This window comes from Rhodococcus sp. IEGM 1341 (genome assembly GCF_030056895.1).
Classification (GTDB): domain Bacteria; phylum Actinomycetota; class Actinomycetes; order Mycobacteriales; family Mycobacteriaceae; genus Rhodococcoides.
Genome location: NZ_JASHKV010000007.1, coordinates 25,777 through 40,303, shown reverse-complemented (window position 1 = coordinate 40,303; position 14,527 = coordinate 25,777). Strand labels below are relative to the sequence as shown.

Annotated in this window: 19 protein-coding genes; 14 read left to right on the top strand and 5 right to left on the bottom strand. The window is 63.5% G+C overall.

The window, feature by feature from the left end; translation table 11 throughout:
- Positions 1-5: 5 nt before the first annotated feature.
- A complete protein-coding gene (locus tag QM615_RS16160; RefSeq protein WP_149407567.1) occupies positions 6-776 on the bottom strand; it encodes an SDR family NAD(P)-dependent oxidoreductase in 771 nt (256 codons plus the stop codon).
- A gap of 102 nt (positions 777-878) precedes the next feature.
- On the opposite strand from QM615_RS16160, the gene QM615_RS16155 reads away from it, so the two are divergent.
- From QM615_RS16155 to QM615_RS16120, 8 genes are all read left to right on the top strand, one after another.
- The gene (locus QM615_RS16155) at positions 879-1,715 is read left to right on the top strand and encodes a helix-turn-helix transcriptional regulator (protein ID WP_149407568.1); all 837 of its coding nucleotides are present in this window, start codon (positions 879-881) and stop codon (positions 1,713-1,715) included.
- An 88-nt stretch (positions 1,716-1,803) separates the two neighbouring features.
- Complete coding sequence (locus QM615_RS16150) at positions 1,804-2,133, top strand: CD225/dispanin family protein (protein ID WP_149407569.1); 330 nt, start codon at positions 1,804-1,806, stop codon at positions 2,131-2,133.
- A 48-nt stretch (positions 2,134-2,181) separates the two neighbouring features.
- Positions 2,182-2,976, top strand: a complete 795-nt coding sequence (locus tag QM615_RS16145) for a TIGR03620 family F420-dependent LLM class oxidoreductase (RefSeq protein ID WP_149407570.1) — start codon at positions 2,182-2,184, stop codon at positions 2,974-2,976.
- A 12-nt stretch (positions 2,977-2,988) separates the two neighbouring features.
- Positions 2,989-4,068: a redox-regulated ATPase YchF gene (ychF, locus tag QM615_RS16140; protein WP_032380545.1), complete on the top strand. Its 1,080-nt coding sequence runs from the start codon at positions 2,989-2,991 to the stop codon at positions 4,066-4,068.
- A 215-nt stretch (positions 4,069-4,283) separates the two neighbouring features.
- Positions 4,284-4,637, top strand: coding sequence for a DUF1801 domain-containing protein (locus tag QM615_RS16135; RefSeq protein ID WP_128645357.1), 354 nt, complete (start codon positions 4,284-4,286; stop codon positions 4,635-4,637).
- A gap of 105 nt (positions 4,638-4,742) precedes the next feature.
- Positions 4,743-5,027: a type II toxin-antitoxin system Phd/YefM family antitoxin gene (locus QM615_RS16130; protein ID WP_128645358.1), complete on the top strand. Its 285-nt coding sequence runs from the start codon at positions 4,743-4,745 to the stop codon at positions 5,025-5,027.
- On the top strand, positions 5,024-5,287 hold the full coding sequence (locus QM615_RS16125) for a type II toxin-antitoxin system RelE family toxin (RefSeq protein WP_121873313.1): 264 nt from the start codon (positions 5,024-5,026) through the stop codon (positions 5,285-5,287). Before QM615_RS16130 ends, QM615_RS16125 begins: the two co-directional genes overlap by 4 nt.
- A 14-nt stretch (positions 5,288-5,301) precedes the next feature.
- Entirely contained in the window at positions 5,302-5,466 is a 165-nt protein-coding gene (locus tag QM615_RS16120; protein WP_187298424.1) for a hypothetical protein, read from the top strand.
- A 430-nt stretch (positions 5,467-5,896) separates the two neighbouring features.
- On the opposite strand, the gene QM615_RS16115 is transcribed toward QM615_RS16120, so the two are convergent.
- A complete protein-coding gene (locus QM615_RS16115; RefSeq protein ID WP_128645359.1) occupies positions 5,897-6,577 on the bottom strand; it encodes a class I SAM-dependent methyltransferase in 681 nt (226 codons plus the stop codon).
- A gap of 444 nt (positions 6,578-7,021) precedes the next feature.
- On the opposite strand from QM615_RS16115, the gene QM615_RS16110 reads away from it, so the two are divergent.
- The 3 genes from QM615_RS16110 (at position 7,022) to QM615_RS16100 (ending at position 8,368) form a co-directional block, all read left to right on the top strand.
- Complete coding sequence (locus QM615_RS16110) at positions 7,022-7,285, top strand: type II toxin-antitoxin system Phd/YefM family antitoxin (RefSeq protein ID WP_128645360.1); 264 nt, start codon at positions 7,022-7,024, stop codon at positions 7,283-7,285.
- Positions 7,282-7,674 carry a type II toxin-antitoxin system VapC family toxin gene (locus QM615_RS16105; RefSeq protein ID WP_128645361.1) on the top strand — a complete coding sequence of 131 codons (393 nt, stop codon included), beginning with the start codon at positions 7,282-7,284 and terminating at the stop codon, positions 7,672-7,674. Before QM615_RS16110 ends, QM615_RS16105 begins: the two co-directional genes overlap by 4 nt.
- Before the next feature lie 76 nt (positions 7,675-7,750).
- Positions 7,751-8,368: a class I SAM-dependent methyltransferase gene (locus tag QM615_RS16100; protein WP_128645362.1), complete on the top strand. Its 618-nt coding sequence runs from the start codon at positions 7,751-7,753 to the stop codon at positions 8,366-8,368.
- Positions 8,369-8,446: 78 nt separating this feature from the next.
- Here QM615_RS16100 and QM615_RS16095 read toward each other — a convergent pair whose 3' ends face one another.
- Both QM615_RS16095 and QM615_RS16090 read right to left on the bottom strand, forming a co-directional pair.
- Complete coding sequence (locus QM615_RS16095; protein ID WP_128645363.1) at positions 8,447-9,619, bottom strand: winged helix DNA-binding domain-containing protein; 1,173 nt, start codon at positions 9,617-9,619, stop codon at positions 8,447-8,449.
- 4 nt (positions 9,620-9,623) lie between these two features.
- On the bottom strand, positions 9,624-10,460 hold the full coding sequence (locus tag QM615_RS16090) for a metallophosphoesterase family protein (RefSeq protein WP_237669107.1): 837 nt from the start codon (positions 10,458-10,460) through the stop codon (positions 9,624-9,626).
- Positions 10,461-10,593: 133 nt separating this feature from the next.
- Between QM615_RS16090 and QM615_RS16085 the strand changes: the two genes are divergently transcribed.
- Together QM615_RS16085 and QM615_RS16080 are read left to right on the top strand one after the other, a co-directional pair.
- Positions 10,594-10,917, top strand: a complete 324-nt coding sequence (locus QM615_RS16085; protein ID WP_128645364.1) for a hypothetical protein — start codon at positions 10,594-10,596, stop codon at positions 10,915-10,917.
- 114 nt (positions 10,918-11,031) lie between these two features.
- On the top strand, positions 11,032-11,571 hold the full coding sequence (locus tag QM615_RS16080) for a hypothetical protein (RefSeq protein ID WP_149407571.1): 540 nt from the start codon (positions 11,032-11,034) through the stop codon (positions 11,569-11,571).
- Between the two features lie 5 nt (positions 11,572-11,576).
- On the opposite strand, the gene QM615_RS16075 is transcribed toward QM615_RS16080, so the two are convergent.
- Positions 11,577-12,536, bottom strand: coding sequence for an SDR family NAD(P)-dependent oxidoreductase (locus QM615_RS16075; RefSeq protein WP_128645365.1), 960 nt, complete (start codon positions 12,534-12,536; stop codon positions 11,577-11,579).
- Between the two features lie 71 nt (positions 12,537-12,607).
- Between QM615_RS16075 and QM615_RS16070 the strand changes: the two genes are divergently transcribed.
- Positions 12,608-14,521: an alpha-amylase family protein gene (locus tag QM615_RS16070; protein WP_149407572.1), complete on the top strand. Its 1,914-nt coding sequence runs from the start codon at positions 12,608-12,610 to the stop codon at positions 14,519-14,521.
- Positions 14,522-14,527 lie beyond the last annotated feature (6 nt).

Here is a 14,527-nt window from a genome sequence, read left to right as displayed (position 1 = left end):
GCTGCTCATCCGCGGGTGACCGTCATACCGCCGTCGACGTAGAGCGTCGTGCCGTGCACCATCGCGGCGTCGTCGGAGACCAGGAACAGCACACCGTTCGCGATGTCCTGCGGCGAGAGCACTGTGCCCGCGGGCGTTCCTGCGGTCATGGCATCCAACACCTCTCGCGCATCCTCGTTGCCCGGGGTCAACGTCGCACCGGGTGCGAGGGCGTTGACCCGCACACCGCGCGGACCGAACTCGGCGGCCCAACTGCGAGTGAGTTGTTCGTCGGCGGCCTTGGTTGCGGAGTACATCGCGGCGAACGGGCTCCCCATCGTGGCCATCCACGAGCCGATGTTCACGATGACGCCACTGCCGCGCTCGGCCATGGCCGGTGCCAGTTCACCGACGAGCACGTGCGGAGCTCGGACGTTGACGGCAAGCATGGCGTCGAGTTGCTCGTCGGCGAGATCTGCGGTTGCGGTGGCGGGATAGATGCCGGCGTTGTTGACGAGAATGTCCACGCGACCTCCCAGCGCATCGGTGGCGGCCCCGGCGAAGTCGCGGATGTTCTGGTAGCTGCCGGAGAGGTCCACCGGCACGAAGCTCGCGGTGCCGCCGGCCGCGGAAATTCGATCCACCACCGCCGAACCCTTCGCGGAGTCGCGGCCGCTGACGACGACAGACACTCCGTGCGCGGCGAGAGTCGAGGCGATCGCGGCACCGATTCCGCTGGTGGATCCGGTGATGACGGCGGTGCGTCCGATAAGTCTTTGTGGTGCAGAAGAAGTCATGAGGTCATGTCTACGGACGGTGCACACGGACAACCAGGCGTCACTCTGCCTAGGTCTGTCATGACCAGGTTGGTGATCGCCCAGGTCGCTACTGTGGAATTCGTGAACAAAGACAGGTCCGCCCTCAGCGCGTTTCTGCGTGATCGGCGCGACCGCATCACCCCGATCGAGGCCGGACTGCACACGTATCCCGGTGCCCGACGAGTGCCCGGACTGCGGCGGGAAGAACTTGCTGCGCTGGCCGGGGTGAGCCCGGACTACTACAGCAAACTCGAGCAGGGTCGGCAGGCAAACGTCTCGATCGAGGTGCTGCGAGCTATTGCCAGGGCGTTGAGGTTGGACGAGGTGGAGTCGGCTCATCTGTTCGATCTCGCGTCCCCTGCCGCGTCGATGGACAACGCTGTGCAGCAGCCGGACGCAGGGTTGCTCCAGGTGATGAAGGCGCTCGATCACGTTCCGGTGCTTCTGCTCGGTCGCAGCGGCGCCATCCTGGCCAGCAATGCGCTGGTTCGATCGGTGCTGAGTCTGCCGTCGTCGGCCGGAGACTCGCTCTTCCACTATCTGTTCCGCAATCCCATCGCCCGTGAGCGAATCGTCAACTGGTCGCAGTTCGCGGCCGCCTCGGTCGCCGGTCTGCGCCGCGACCTCGCTCGTCGACCCTGGGACCGCGCGCTCATTTCCTTGATCGACGAATTGCGTTCCAGCGAGTCTTGCTTCGAGCGATGGTGGAGCGATCATGAGGTCGCCGAATTCGCGGGCGCAACCAAGATCATTCAGCACCCGGCAGCAGGCACCCTGCAGTTCAGAATCGAGCTGTTGACCTCGCCCAGCGAGCCCGATCAGAGTCTCGTCGTCTATACGGTCGAGGAAGGATCGAGTACTGCCGAGATTCTGCCGATCTTGGCGAGTTGGGATCCGAATTCGGCGATCACCACCTGAACTCGAGATCGCCCGGATTCAATTCGATGGAACCCAACGGGTCGGTGCGGCGTCCTACTAGCTGTCCGTCATCGAACAATCGGGGGAAATGATCATGTCGAATCCGTACCAGCAGTCGGAGTTCCAGCAGATCCAGCAGCCCTATCCGGCAGCGCAGCCCTATGCGCAGGCGTCGACTCTGCCGTCGTCCAATGCGGGGTGGGCCGTCGTTGCCATCATTTTCTTCTGGCCGTTGGCCATCCCCGCGTTCAATCACGCACTGAAGGTGCACCCGCTGTGGATGATGGGAGACGCTCAGGGCGCGTTCTATTCGTCGAATCGTGCCGGGTTCTTCGGGAAACTGTCGCTGGGAATATTCGTCGTCCTCATAGTTCTGTACTTCGCCTTCATTGCTCTGGTCGTCGCGAACTCGTACTAGGTCCCAACACTTGACCTCGACATAACTCGAGGTTTTAGCGTCGGGGGCATGGACACACTGAACCTCGGCCGAATCGGCATTTCCATCGGCCTCTCACCGTCGGATCTCGACGACGCACGCACGCTGGAGTCGTACGGCTTCACAGCGCTGTGGCCCTCGGGCGGGCAGATCGATCGACTCGGCAGGTTGGTCGATCTGGTCCGTGCCACGGAGACCGCCACCATCGTCCCCGGGATCGTGCCTGTCGACGTGTTCTCACCCGAGCAGACAGGAAAGCTGTTCGAGGAACTCGCAGAGTCGGGTCGATTCGTCCTCGGGCTCGGTGGGCCGCAAACCGCGCGGCCATTGGCGGGGCTGCACCGCTACCTCGACGAGTTGGCTGTGCCGTCGGATCGGATTCTGCTCGCGGCGCTCGGACCCAAGAAGTTGGAGATGGCCCGGGACCGCGCTGCCGGCGCGATCGGGCTACTCGTGACGCCTGAGTGGACGGCGCAGGCGAGGCACTGCCTGGGGACGGCCGAGCTGGTCGTCGATCAGTTCGTCGTCGTGGAGTCCGATCCGGATCGTGCCCGTGCAGCCGCCCGTGAGCCGCTGAGCTTTCTCGCCACGGTTCCCGGCTATCGGCAGAACTTTCTGCGCATGGGATTCACCGATGCCGACGTCGACCAGCTCAGCGACCGATTGGTCGACGCCCTGGTCGCGTGGGGGAGCGTCGAGAAGATCGCTTCGCGGGTGGCGGAGCACCACGAGGCGGGAGCGGATCACGTCGTTCTTGCACCCCTCGGCGCTTCGAGTATCGACGCTGGCCGGGCACTGTCCGAGCTGGTGGTGTCGTCAAAGTAGACTCCATAGACCGTGAGCCTCACCCTCGGAATCGTCGGACTGCCCAACGTCGGCAAGTCCACCCTCTTCAATGCACTGACCAACAACGATGTGCTGGCCGCGAACTATCCGTTCGCCACCATCGAGCCCAACGTCGGTGTGGTCGCGCTGCCGGATCCCCGGCTCGAGAAGCTGGCCGAGGTGTTCGGTTCTGAGAAGCTCGTGCCCGCGCTGGTGTCGTTCGTCGACATCGCCGGCATCGTCAAGGGCGCGTCCGAGGGCGCAGGCCTGGGCAACAAGTTCCTCGCCAACATTCGTGAGGCCGATGCCATTTGCCAGGTCGTTCGTGTCTTCGCCGACGACGACGTGGTGCACGTCGACGGTCGCGTCGACCCGACCGCAGACATCGAGGTCATCGAAACCGAACTCGCGATCGCCGATCTGCAGACCCTCGAGAAGGCCATCCCGCGCCTCGAGAAAGAGGTGCGGATCAAGAAGGATCGCAAGCCTGCACTCGACGCAGCGCTGGCCGCGCAGGCCGTGCTGAACGACGGCAAGACGCTGTTCTCGGCCAAGGCGAAGCTGGACTTCGAGCTGCTCGGTGAATTCCAGCTGCTCACCACCAAGCCGTTCCTCTACGTGTTCAATGCCGACGAGTCGGTGCTCACCGACGACGCGAAGATCGGTGAACTCGCGCGCCTCGTCGCGCCCGCCGATGCCGTGTTCCTCGACGCGAAGATCGAGTCGGAACTGCTCGAACTCGACAAGGAGTCGGCAGCGGAACTGCTCGAATCGGTCGGACAGACCGAGCCCGGCCTCGACGCTCTCGCCCGCGCCGGCTTCCACACTCTCGGCCTGCAGACCTACCTCACCGCTGGCCCGAAAGAGGCCCGCGCGTGGACAATTCATCGAGGTGACACCGCACCCCAGGCAGCGGGTGTCATTCACACCGACTTCGAGCGCGGTTTCATCAAGGCCGAAATCGTGTCCTTCGACGACCTGGTTGCGGCAGGTTCGATGGCCTCGGCCAAGGCCGCAGGCAAGGTACGCATCGAGGGCAAGGACTACATCATGTCCGACGGCGATGTGGTGGAGTTCCGCTTCAACGTCTAGTCGACGAATCCGCAGAATCGGTGGCGCAGTACCACCGAGTGTCGGATATTCTTACCGCGGTGGTAAGCGCCACCGACTGCGCTTCCACGTGGCAACCACGTGAATCATCGAGGAGAGGCCTGACCAGCTCAGGACATGTCCGGATGGGGTGCGGCGCAGGAATGCGCCATCTTCATTCCGCCGATGCCCGACATCGGTTGACGAAAGGACATGACATGTCGTCGAAGGACGAAAAGAACCTGACTCAGGTGATCGAGAAGATCTCGAAGATGGACGAACCGCGGCGTTCGGTCATGCAGCGTGTACACGACATCATCGTGTCCGCGGCCCCCACATTGAAGCCGCGGATCTGGTACGGAATGCCCGCCTATGCGAAGTCGGCGAGTACGCCGGCGCTTGTGACACTGCGCAACGACGATCGATTGAATCTGGCGATCACCGAGAAGGTGGCCTTCCGCGCTGCCGGTGGCACGGACGGGGAGTTGATGCCGGCGGCGTGGTTTTTCGAGACCGTGGACGAGGAAACGGCGCATCGAATCGCCGAGATCGTCCGTTCGGTGGTCGACTGAGCGCGTTCGGTCGACCGCGGGCCCCGGCGGGACAACGAGGCTCGCCATGACGGAAGCCCCAGCAGGACCGGGGTGTCCACGGTTCTTCGCGCTAGAATTCTGTACATGACGACCCTGCCGCTTGCCGAAGTTCGAGCAAACTTGTCGAAACTCGTCGACGAGACTGTCCGTACTCATCAGCGGATCGAAGTCACCCGGCAGGGTCGTCGTGCGGTGGTCATGCTCAGCGCGGACGACTACGACTCGATCATGGAGACGCTCGAAATCCTCGGTGATCAGTCGTTGATGGCAGAAATCAGGGACGCCGAGGCGGCGGAGGATCGAGGCGAGGTCTACTCCCTCGACGACGTCACTGCCGAGATGCGTGAGCGTGGTCGGCTTCCGAAGTGAGCTATGCGATCGAACTGACCGCCGCGGCTCGCAAGGCGCTCACCGACCAGTTACCCGAATCAATCGCCGTCGCCTGCTGGGAATTCATTCGTGGTCCGCTGGCGGAGAATCCGTACCGAGTCGGGAAGCCGCTTCGAGATCGACTGGAAGGTAAGTTTTCGGCTCGGCGCGGTGAGTTCCGTGTCGTCTACCAAATCTATGAAGATCGAATTGTCGTGCGAGTGATCGCAATTGCTCATCGTCGGGACGTCTATCGGTAGCTTCCCCAGTGATCATGGACGACAACACCCCGTGGCTCTGGTTCGGTGAAGGCCCCACCAAGGCATGGCAGGAAGCCGTCGACGCAGGCCGGATTCTGCACACGCAGTACTTCCACGACGGTGAACCTGTCGACGAGGTGACATCTCCGGCTGCCCGCGCGTGGGCCGCGGGCCGCTAGGCCTTCTGACGCCACCGTTTGCCCACGGATTGTTCAGATGTCCACCTGTGGTGGTGGGCAGATGAATAATTCGTAGGCAAGAACCTCGGATTGCAGCTGCGGAGTGCGAAGACCTCCGACCTCGGGACCACCTCATTCGAGCCGGAGCAGCCCCGCGGTGGTCTCTCTGAATCCACATCCGGCAGAGTAGAACTCGCGCAGGTGCGGTTCGTAGTCCACGTGTACCCATTCGATCCCTGACCCTCGCAGATCCGCGACGATGCGTGCTACGAGGGTCGTTCCGATGCCGCGCCCACCCACGATTTACTGTGCGTGTCCAATCGGGCCCGCCACGGAGTGGGTTCGTACTCCCCGCCGAACGCCCTGTGATGGAGTGACGACAACTCTGCGTCGTCGACGGAAAAATTGACCCGGTAGTCGAAAGATGCGCTCACCGATGGATCCATTCCTCTGGGTGGTTCTCACTTCGATCGACTGACTGGGTCGGCCCCCGACTGCAGACCAGCATCTCATCTGCACCCCGCTGAAACTCGTAGTCCACCTTCACGATCCGGCAGTCGATCCCGCAATCTGCGAGATTCTCGAGTAGTTCGCCGAGATGTGGATACGGTGTTGACTCGCCGACGGCGACCAGAGGGAAGATACGCACCTCACTGCGGCTGACGCGGGCCAGTTCGGTGATGGAGTCGATGTGGAACTGGTGATCGAAAACATCGGAGTAGCTGAACAACAGATGGGAACTGAGCACGAGGTCGAAGCTGTCATCGCCGAACGGCAGTGAAGGGAGCCTGCCCGGAACGTACTGCTCTGGATGATCGTTGATATCCGTTGCGAACCGGCCTGCCGCATCTTCTCGGATCCGTTCGTGGTGATCCGGGTCGGCGAAGTATGTCCATGTGTAATCGTGACGGTGGGTGTGGACGAAGGCGTTGCCTCGCCCCGCCTCGTTGATCGCGATAGCGGCGAGGTCGGCAGGGGTGGCATCGAAATAGGCGCTGTCGCACGCTGTGGCTTTGCCGCCGAGTCCGTTCACTTCACCGGTGAAAGATGCTGCACCGCTCGGGCAATCGAGGATTCGACTGTTCAGGTCATCCTCGGTGAGTGAGAACATTGCTCGATACTCCGCGAGCGATCGAGAGCTCACGAGTATCTCGCCCAGTCTCGGAGCGGGTCGGTTGAGCTCGTTTTCGTCGTACAAGGTGGTCGGCCTCCTCGGTAGGCAGCCGCCTGAACGTGAAACCCGTGTGAGATTCCGCGAAGGGAGTTGTCAGGCCGCACGACAGGCGGCCGAATGCACAATTTTGCAAGCCGCTGTTAGAGCGGCCACCAGAACTGCGCACGGGTCATCACGCGGTCAGTAAAGCACATCGCTGATCACGTGCAACCCTCGTTTGTCGGTCGAGGACAGTTTCCGAACGTCGAATCGCGATGGGAGAGCTGGAGTCCGGAAGACCGGACAGGCAGCCGTCAGACGGCTTGCTGCAGAAACCTCACCTGCAATTGGCGGAACGCGAATCCTCGCGCGCAGTAGCACATGAAGTGCTACTTTGGTGCGATGGAGCGAATCGGCATCAGGGAGTTACGGCAACACGCCAGCCGCTACCTGGCGCGGGTGAAGGCCGGCGAAACCGTCGAGGTCACCGATCGTGGCAAGCTCGTGGCGCTGCTCGTGCCACCCGACCCTGGTCGCACCGCTGTCGATCGCCTCGTTGCCGAAGGGCGATTGACGGCCGCAACTCTTCCGGTTCGGTTTCCCGAACGAGTGCGCGCAGAAGTATCCACAGAATCGATGCTCGACGAGATCCGTGACGATCGGTGATCTACCTCGATTCGTCGGCTGTGCTCAAGCTCATCTTCGACGAGGCCGAAAGTGACGTCCTAGAGACCTGGCTGACAGAGCGAGCGGGAGTGCCCTGGGTCAGTAGCGAACTGGCCAAAATCGAAGTCGTGCGCGCAACGCGTCGATACGCACCGGGCTCTGTGCCCACTGCTCGGGCAGTTGTAGCGCAGATGAATCTGGTCTCCATCGATTCGAGTGCAACCGACCTGGCCGCCGATGTCGGTGACCCGATGCTGCGCACCCTCGATGCGATCCATCTGGCCAGCGCACTGTCGGTTCGAGACGATCTCACGGCGTTCGTCGCCTATGACCTCAGGCTGGCGGCGGCCGCAGAGGCGCACGGCTTGACCGTCGATGCGCCTGGCTGACGCCACCGCCCGGGCCGTTGTCAGCCCGGGCAATCGAAGTTGGCTACGCTCCGAATCAGACGATAGGAGAACGTAGATGGGTCTGCAGGAACTCGAAGCGTTGGTAAACCAGACAGCCACTGCTGGAGAACCTTTCGAGCGTGGAGCCGATGAGGCAGAGCAAGCATATTTGTCCTCGCTCGCGGCACGGCCGAGTACGAAGCTGATCTGTGAGGTCGGCTTCAATGCCGGCTTCTCGAGCTGGGCGTTCCTCGACGCCTCGCCTGACTTGACCGTCGTGTCCTTCGACCTTGCCGCCTACGCCTACAGCGACGCCGCGAAAGCCCATATCGACGAACACTTTCCGGGCCGCCACACCCTGATCCAGGGTGATTCGCACACCACCATCGCGGCCTATGCGAAGGGCCATCCGGACATGCGGTTCGACGTCATTTTCATCGACGGGGACCACTCGGCGGAGGGTGCGCGCGCAGACCTCGACGATCTGCGCACGCTCGCTACCGCAGAATCGATCGTGATCATGGACGACATCACCCCGTGGCTCTGGTTCGGTGAAGGCCCGACTCAGGCCTGGCAGGAAGCCGTCGACGCAGGCCGGATCCTGCACACGCAGTACTTTCGTGACGGTGAACCTGTCGATGAGGTGACACCTCCGGCCGAACGAGCCTGGGCCGAGGGTCGCTACCGGTTCTGACGCCACCGTTTGCCCACAGATTGTTCATCTGTCCAACTGTGACGGTGGGCAGATGAATAATTCGTAGGCAAGTGTCGGCTACTTCTTTCCCCGCAGCTTCTTCTCCATCGGCGTCGGGAAGGACGGGACCACTGGGGTGCCGTCGAGAAGGGTGGTGAGCCGTTCGGCCTCGGCTGCAACTGTTTTCGACACCGTCGATCCGACGTCCTCCAGGAATTCGGTCACCACTTCTCCGGACCCGGTCACCGCCCAACCGCCGACGATGCGGCCTCCGGACCAGATGGTTGGGCCGATGTTGCCGAAGGTGTCGAACAGCGGAGCCTTGTGCTCACCCAGGTACCAGGCGCGGTGTTTCCATCCCATCGGCGTGGGATCGAGTGCTGGCAGCAGCATAATGCTCGTGCCGGCAGGTTTGTCGAAGGTAGTGCCGGACAACATGATTCCATCGCCCTCGGCCAGTTCGACCGCTACTGTGTCCAGGCCCGAGACTGCTCCGCGAGTCTGCGTCTTGTTCCAGCCCGTCCACCACTGCAGGTCGTCGAGGGTCGCAGGTCCAAACACCTCGAGCCAGCGTCGAGCCAAGTCCGCCCTGGCCTCGGTCTCGTCCAAGACGGCAATCCCGTCCGGCCACCAGTGATCGATCGGTGCCCATGCGTGCCGTCGCGATGTCCACGAGCCCCGCGGTTCGACGCGCACCAATCTGCCCTCGGCGGCCATCATCACCAGTACCTCCGAGGTGACGTACCGCTTGACGTCGTACACCTTGTCGGTAGTCGGCAGCAGCGCAGTCTTGAGGCCGGGCACGGCGGCGGAGAGCTCGGCTCCGGTCGCGGTCCCCATCGATCGCAACGCCGATTCTGTTTCGGCTTCGGTTGCAGCGAGCCAGGATTCGACGTCGGCGATCACCGGTTCGGTGGGCAGCGTCGAGACTTGTTTGACCAACCGCGCTCGCATAGCGCGCGCAACCCCGAGACTCGCGGCAGCATGAATCATCGGGACGTCGCCGTGTGCTACGACGAACATGGTGCGCCGCATCGCCATCAGACGGACCAGGCTCCTGTGTTCGTACATCGCATCACGAATATCGGACAGTCCCAGCGATCGAGCACGTGCCAACACCGAGAGGTACACCGTCGCCGGGTCGGTGGCATGCAATGCGAGCAGTGACGACACCACAGCTTCGGTGGTCGACGCGCGGGCGAAGTGCTGCGCGACGAGCCGGTGTCGGCGCTGGGCATCGGTGATCTTCACGCGATCAGTCTGACGGGAAGTGCGGCCCAGGGCCGACATAACCGGTGAGAAGGGCGTCGGCGATGTCCTTCATCCCGTGCGCGCGGGCATCTTCTGCCGCACCCACGTGGTCGTACTCGACCAGCTCGAACGAGACCGTCCAGCTGTCTCGATCGTGGTCGTCGAGTACCGCGTACCGCGCATGCGGAGACCCGGATTCCATGACGTGCGGGTATGGCTGATCGTCGTCGTACGCGGGCGCGCCGACGCTCCCCGGATTGACCACGAGTGTGCCGCTGGGGAGAGTCCACTGTCGCTGCAAGTGGGTGTGCCCGCAGGCGATGACAGCTCTGTCGGTGAAATCTGCTGCCCGGTGGAGAATTTCGGCATCGGTTGCCTCGCGAGAGCCGTTGGCGTCCACCGAATGCAGGAAGTACTGCTGATCATCGGTGGGTGTTCCGTGCACTGCGAGGATTCCGCCATCCAGCTCGAGTGAGAACGGCAGCGTGCCCAGCCACCGTCGATGCCTGTCGTCGAGTCGATCATGGGCATGCCGATCCCAACTACCCATGGAATCGGGATGTTGCTCGAGCAGATAGCGATCGTGATTTCCGGCGATAGTGGGGAAGTCCAACGCCATCAGTCGATCCGCAGTTCGCCGCGGATGCAGGCCGCCGGACAACAGATCGCCGAGATTGACCACAGAGTCGACGCGATGGCGTTCGAGGTCGTCGAGGACGGCGTCGAGCGCCGCAATGTTGCCGTGAATATCGGCGATGAGAGCGATCCGCACATCGACAGCGTGGCAGCGTCGGCACTGCACCGCAACATCGAATTCGAGCAGCTCTGGAGAAGCCTGCACTCTTCTACGCTTCGGCTCTGCAGGCCTCCGACGAGGCCCTCGGCATGACGACCGAAGTCTGCACCTGTCCCCTGGCGTACTGCTGCTCGGCCTGCGAGACTGCGCTGACGGGAATCGGAAGGGAGACGGACACATGTCGCTTGCAGTATGTGCCCTCACGTTCGCTGTTCTGTTCCACATCGTGGCCGCTCGAATTGCAGCTCGTGAGAACTTCGGCCGTACGTTGCCCACTGTGAACGGTTCGTATCCGGTCAGACCTGCCCGACGCGCCCGACGTGCCCAGACCGCGGGATGGTTACTGAGTATTTTCGGTGCGCTACAGCTCGGCAACTATTTCTGGCTGACCGAGCCGTGGCTGGCCATGGGGATCGTGGTGGCGGTTCTCTTGTCGGTCAACGGCCTTCCGAGTCTGCTGGTGACCGTGCTGCACAACGGCAGTCTGCGAACACAACCGTAGGACCAGGACGGTTCCGACGTGTGCATCTGCGATCGTCGTCCCGTATCGAGGGCCGATGTGCTCGATACGCGAAAGCATCTCGGCCACATGCTTCTTGTCCTATAGCGTCGAGAGATGGCAGTCGACTTTTCGTGGTCTCAGTTCCTCTGGATAGTCTTCGTTTTCGTAGGCGTGCCGTCGACGTTCTGGGCCCTTGTTCTCTGGGCTGTGTTCTCGAAGCGTCGGGAAAGAACGGGCACCGGCCCGCTCGGCTTGTGGGCCACCGGATCTTTAGCGGTCGCTTCGGGTTTCGTCGCGTGTGCAGGGTGGCTCAGCTGGTCTGCCGACTACCGGGGCGAGTTCCGCGGACCCGGGCTCCCGGCACCGACCGAGTTCCCGTCCTGGCAAGTGGCCGCGTGCGGCGCGACGGTCGTGTTGCTGTGCCTGCTGGCCGCGCACCTGTCGCGATGGGCGAAGACCGGGGGACACGTCGCTGCGTTGGGCACGACGGCAGGGTTCTCGACGGCGTTCTGCGTAGAAGCGAGTACCGATATCACCGGGCAGTCGGGTGTCGGTGTCATTCTGTGCATGATGGGCTTCGGCACCGGTTTGACCCTGCTGATGCTCGTGCGGAATTCGGTCGGTGGGCTGAAACGGCCCGCACGGGAGAAGTGACGCCGTCAGATCTCGATCCCCGTCGCCTCGACCACGCTGGCCCACAATGCATCTCGCACGCGTGGTGAATCGCCCCGCCACGACGGGTAGTGGGTCGGACGCGGAGCCCTGTCGTGCCAGAACGTGCCGGTACTGGTCAATGCCTGGTCGGATGCGACGAGCCAGACGATGGTGTCGGCCCCGTCGTGTGCGTTGCGCAGAATCGGCTTCATCACCGAACCGAACAGGGGCATCGAGCCGGTGACTCCGGGCGTCGCCGCCCAACCGGGGTGCATGCTGTGGACGACCGGATCGTCTTCGAGCGAAAAGCGTTCGGCCAGTTGCTCGGCCAGCACCACCTGCATGCGCTTGGTGCGGGCGTAGGCCGTCATACCGGAGTACTTGCCGTTCTCGTACTCGAAGTCGGACGTCTGCAGCGGCACCGCATACATGCCGCCGCTCGAGACGAACACGACCCGCGATCCGGCGTCGAACAGCTCCCGCAGACCGACCGTCAACGCGACCGGCCCGAGAACGTGGGTTGCGAAAGCGGATTCGTGCCCCTGCGCGGACAGCTGCCGTCCGTCCGGCATGACCCCGGCGCAGTGCACGAGAGCGTGCACCGCGGTGAGCTCGGACGCCAGAGCCGCGATCAATTCGGCCACGGAGTCGAGATTGCTGATATCGCACTCGCGCACCACGAGGGAGGCGTCGGGCACCTCGGCTCGGATGGCGGCGGCCGCTGACTCCAGCCGATCGGCCGACCTGCCGACCAGGTGCACCCGTGCCCCCAACCTGGCGAGTTCCTTCGCGGTGGCTGCGCCCAACCCGGACGACGCGCCGGTCACCACCATGTCGATGGGGGAAGGGAACGGTGTCGGATCCGCGGCCCAGAATCGCCGACGAACCGTGGCACCGATGCGGGAGTATCCGGGAACGACTGCTCTGTCGAGGATCGTGTCCAGTGTGCGGGTCAGCAATGACATGCCGCTCTCATACCCCGCGGTAACCGGATGTATGCGCGCCCGTACGCAGGGGTCGATGCCAGAATGAGTCCATGGTTCACCCCGCCGTCTCCGACGTCACCCGCGAGATCCTCGCCGAGCTTCCCGCCCACCGATGCGAGACGTTCGAGTTACGTCTCGAGCAGTGGTTTCCCGATCTGCACGACGCGGTCACGGCCGTCTACCCCGATCCCGACGCCGTGGCGGCCACCCTGGTGGAGATCGCCGCGCGCGCCTACGCCGCCCGCCCCGAGGATCTGCACCGGCTCGATCAGCGTCGTCTGCTCGAACCGGACTGGTTTCAGCAGCCGGACATGTTCGGCTATGCCTGTTACGTCGATCGGTACGGACGGACGCTGCGTGGGGTAGGCGAGCGGCTCGACCATCTGACCGATCTGGGTGTCACCTACCTGCACCTGATGCCGCTGCTGCAACCGCGGCCCGGCGACAACGACGGCGGATACGCGGTGATGGATTACCGCGCGGTTCGAGAAGACCTCGGCACCAACGAGGACCTGCGGGCGCTCGCGGAGACGCTGCGTGGACGCGGCATCAGTCTCGTGGTCGATCTGGTACTCAATCACGTTGCGCGCGAGCATGAATGGGCCGAGAAGGCACGTGCAGGTGATCCGACGTATCGAGACTACTTCCTGATCTATCCCGATCGCACCACCCCGGACTCGTACGAGCGCACTCTCCCCGAGGTGTTTCCCGACTTCGCGCCCGGCAGCTTCACCTTCGACGACACCCTCGGCGAGTGGGTGTGGACGACGTTCAACGAATGGCAGTGGGATCTGAACTGGGCCAATCCTGCTGTGCTGCAGGAGTTCGCGAGCATCGTGCTGCACCTGGCCAACCTCGGGGTCGAAGTGTTGCGCCTCGATGCGATCGCGTTTCTGTGGAAGCGGCTGGGAACCAACTGCCAGAATCAACCCGAGGTGCATGCGGTCACCCAGGCCCTGCGCGCCACCGCGCGACTCGCTGCTCCGGCCACGCTGTTCAAGGCCGAGGCGATCGTCGGGCCCCGCGATCTGCTGCCGTACCTGGGTCAGGGGCGGCACACCGGACGGGTCTCGGACATTGCGTACCACAACTCGCTGATGGTGCAGGTGTGGTCGATGTTGGCAACGGGCAGTACGGCTTTGGCGCGGCATGCACTGGCGTCGTTGCCCCCGACGCCGCCGAGTGGCACCTGGGTGACCTACGTTCGTTGCCACGACGACATCGGCTGGGCCATCGACGACGGCGACGCGTCGTCCCTCGGACTCTCGGGCGCAGGGCATCGCCATTTTCTGGCCGACTGGTACTCGGGCGAATTCGACGGCTCCTGGGCCGAAGGCCTGGTGTTCCAGTTCAACCCGGACACCGGCGATCGTCGGATCAGCGGTACCGCAGCCGCGCTGACCGGTCTGGGCACATCCCGCCTGGATCCCGACGGCGCGTTCGGGCGAATCTTTTTGGCGCACGCGATCATTGCCGGCTGGGGCGGAATTCCGGTCGTGTGGAGCGGCGACGAGCTCGGCTCCCCGGGAGATCCGAACTGGGCCGACGAACCAGCTCATGCCGAGGACAACCGGTGGGTGCATCGGCCGCGTGTGACCGACGCCGATCGCGCCGGCCGATTCCGGCAGGGGAGCGACGCGCAGCGGGTGTTCGACGGTATCGCTCGGATCGCGAAGGTGCGCGCCGGACTTCCGATGTTGCACGCCGAGGCACCGGTGGACGTGCAGAGCGAGTCGGACGACGGTCTGCTCGTGGTGCGCAGGCGGCATCCGAGCGGCACTCTGATCGCCCTCTACAACGTCACCGCCGAACATCGGTCGTTCCCGCACGCGCAGCTGATCGAACTCGGAATTCCGGCCCCGGTCGAGGTTCTCTCGCAGCACGATCTGCAGGTCGACGACACCGGTTCGGTGTGGTTGCCGCCGTATGCGGCGTGGTGGATCGTCGACAACCCGCTGCGCTAGAAGAGG

Bases quoted from the DNA above. Each gene is read 5' to 3' on its own strand.
- QM615_RS16160 (WP_149407567.1), bottom strand. From the start codon at position 776: ATGACTTCTTCTGCACCACAAAGACTTATCGGACGCACCGCCGTCATC.
- QM615_RS16075 (WP_128645365.1), bottom strand. From the start codon at position 12,536: ATGTCATTGCTGACCCGCACACTGGACACGATCCTCGACAGAGCAGTC.
- QM615_RS16115 (WP_128645359.1), bottom strand. From the start codon at position 6,577: ATGTTCTCACTCACCGAGGATGACCTGAACAGTCGAATCCTCGATTGC.
- QM615_RS16120 (WP_187298424.1), top strand. From the start codon at position 5,302: ATGGACGACAACACCCCGTGGCTCTGGTTCGGTGAAGGCCCCACCAAG.
- QM615_RS16070 (WP_149407572.1), top strand. From the start codon at position 12,608: ATGGTTCACCCCGCCGTCTCCGACGTCACCCGCGAGATCCTCGCCGAG.
- QM615_RS16080 (WP_149407571.1), top strand. From the start codon at position 11,032: ATGGCAGTCGACTTTTCGTGGTCTCAGTTCCTCTGGATAGTCTTCGTT.
- QM615_RS16100 (WP_128645362.1), top strand. From the start codon at position 7,751: ATGGGTCTGCAGGAACTCGAAGCGTTGGTAAACCAGACAGCCACTGCT.
- QM615_RS16135 (WP_128645357.1), top strand. From the start codon at position 4,284: ATGTCGTCGAAGGACGAAAAGAACCTGACTCAGGTGATCGAGAAGATC.
- QM615_RS16110 (WP_128645360.1), top strand. From the start codon at position 7,022: ATGGAGCGAATCGGCATCAGGGAGTTACGGCAACACGCCAGCCGCTAC.
- QM615_RS16085 (WP_128645364.1), top strand. From the start codon at position 10,594: ATGTCGCTTGCAGTATGTGCCCTCACGTTCGCTGTTCTGTTCCACATC.
- QM615_RS16150 (WP_149407569.1), top strand. From the start codon at position 1,804: ATGATCATGTCGAATCCGTACCAGCAGTCGGAGTTCCAGCAGATCCAG.
- QM615_RS16145 (WP_149407570.1), top strand. From the start codon at position 2,182: ATGGACACACTGAACCTCGGCCGAATCGGCATTTCCATCGGCCTCTCA.
- QM615_RS16130 (WP_128645358.1), top strand. From the start codon at position 4,743: ATGACGACCCTGCCGCTTGCCGAAGTTCGAGCAAACTTGTCGAAACTC.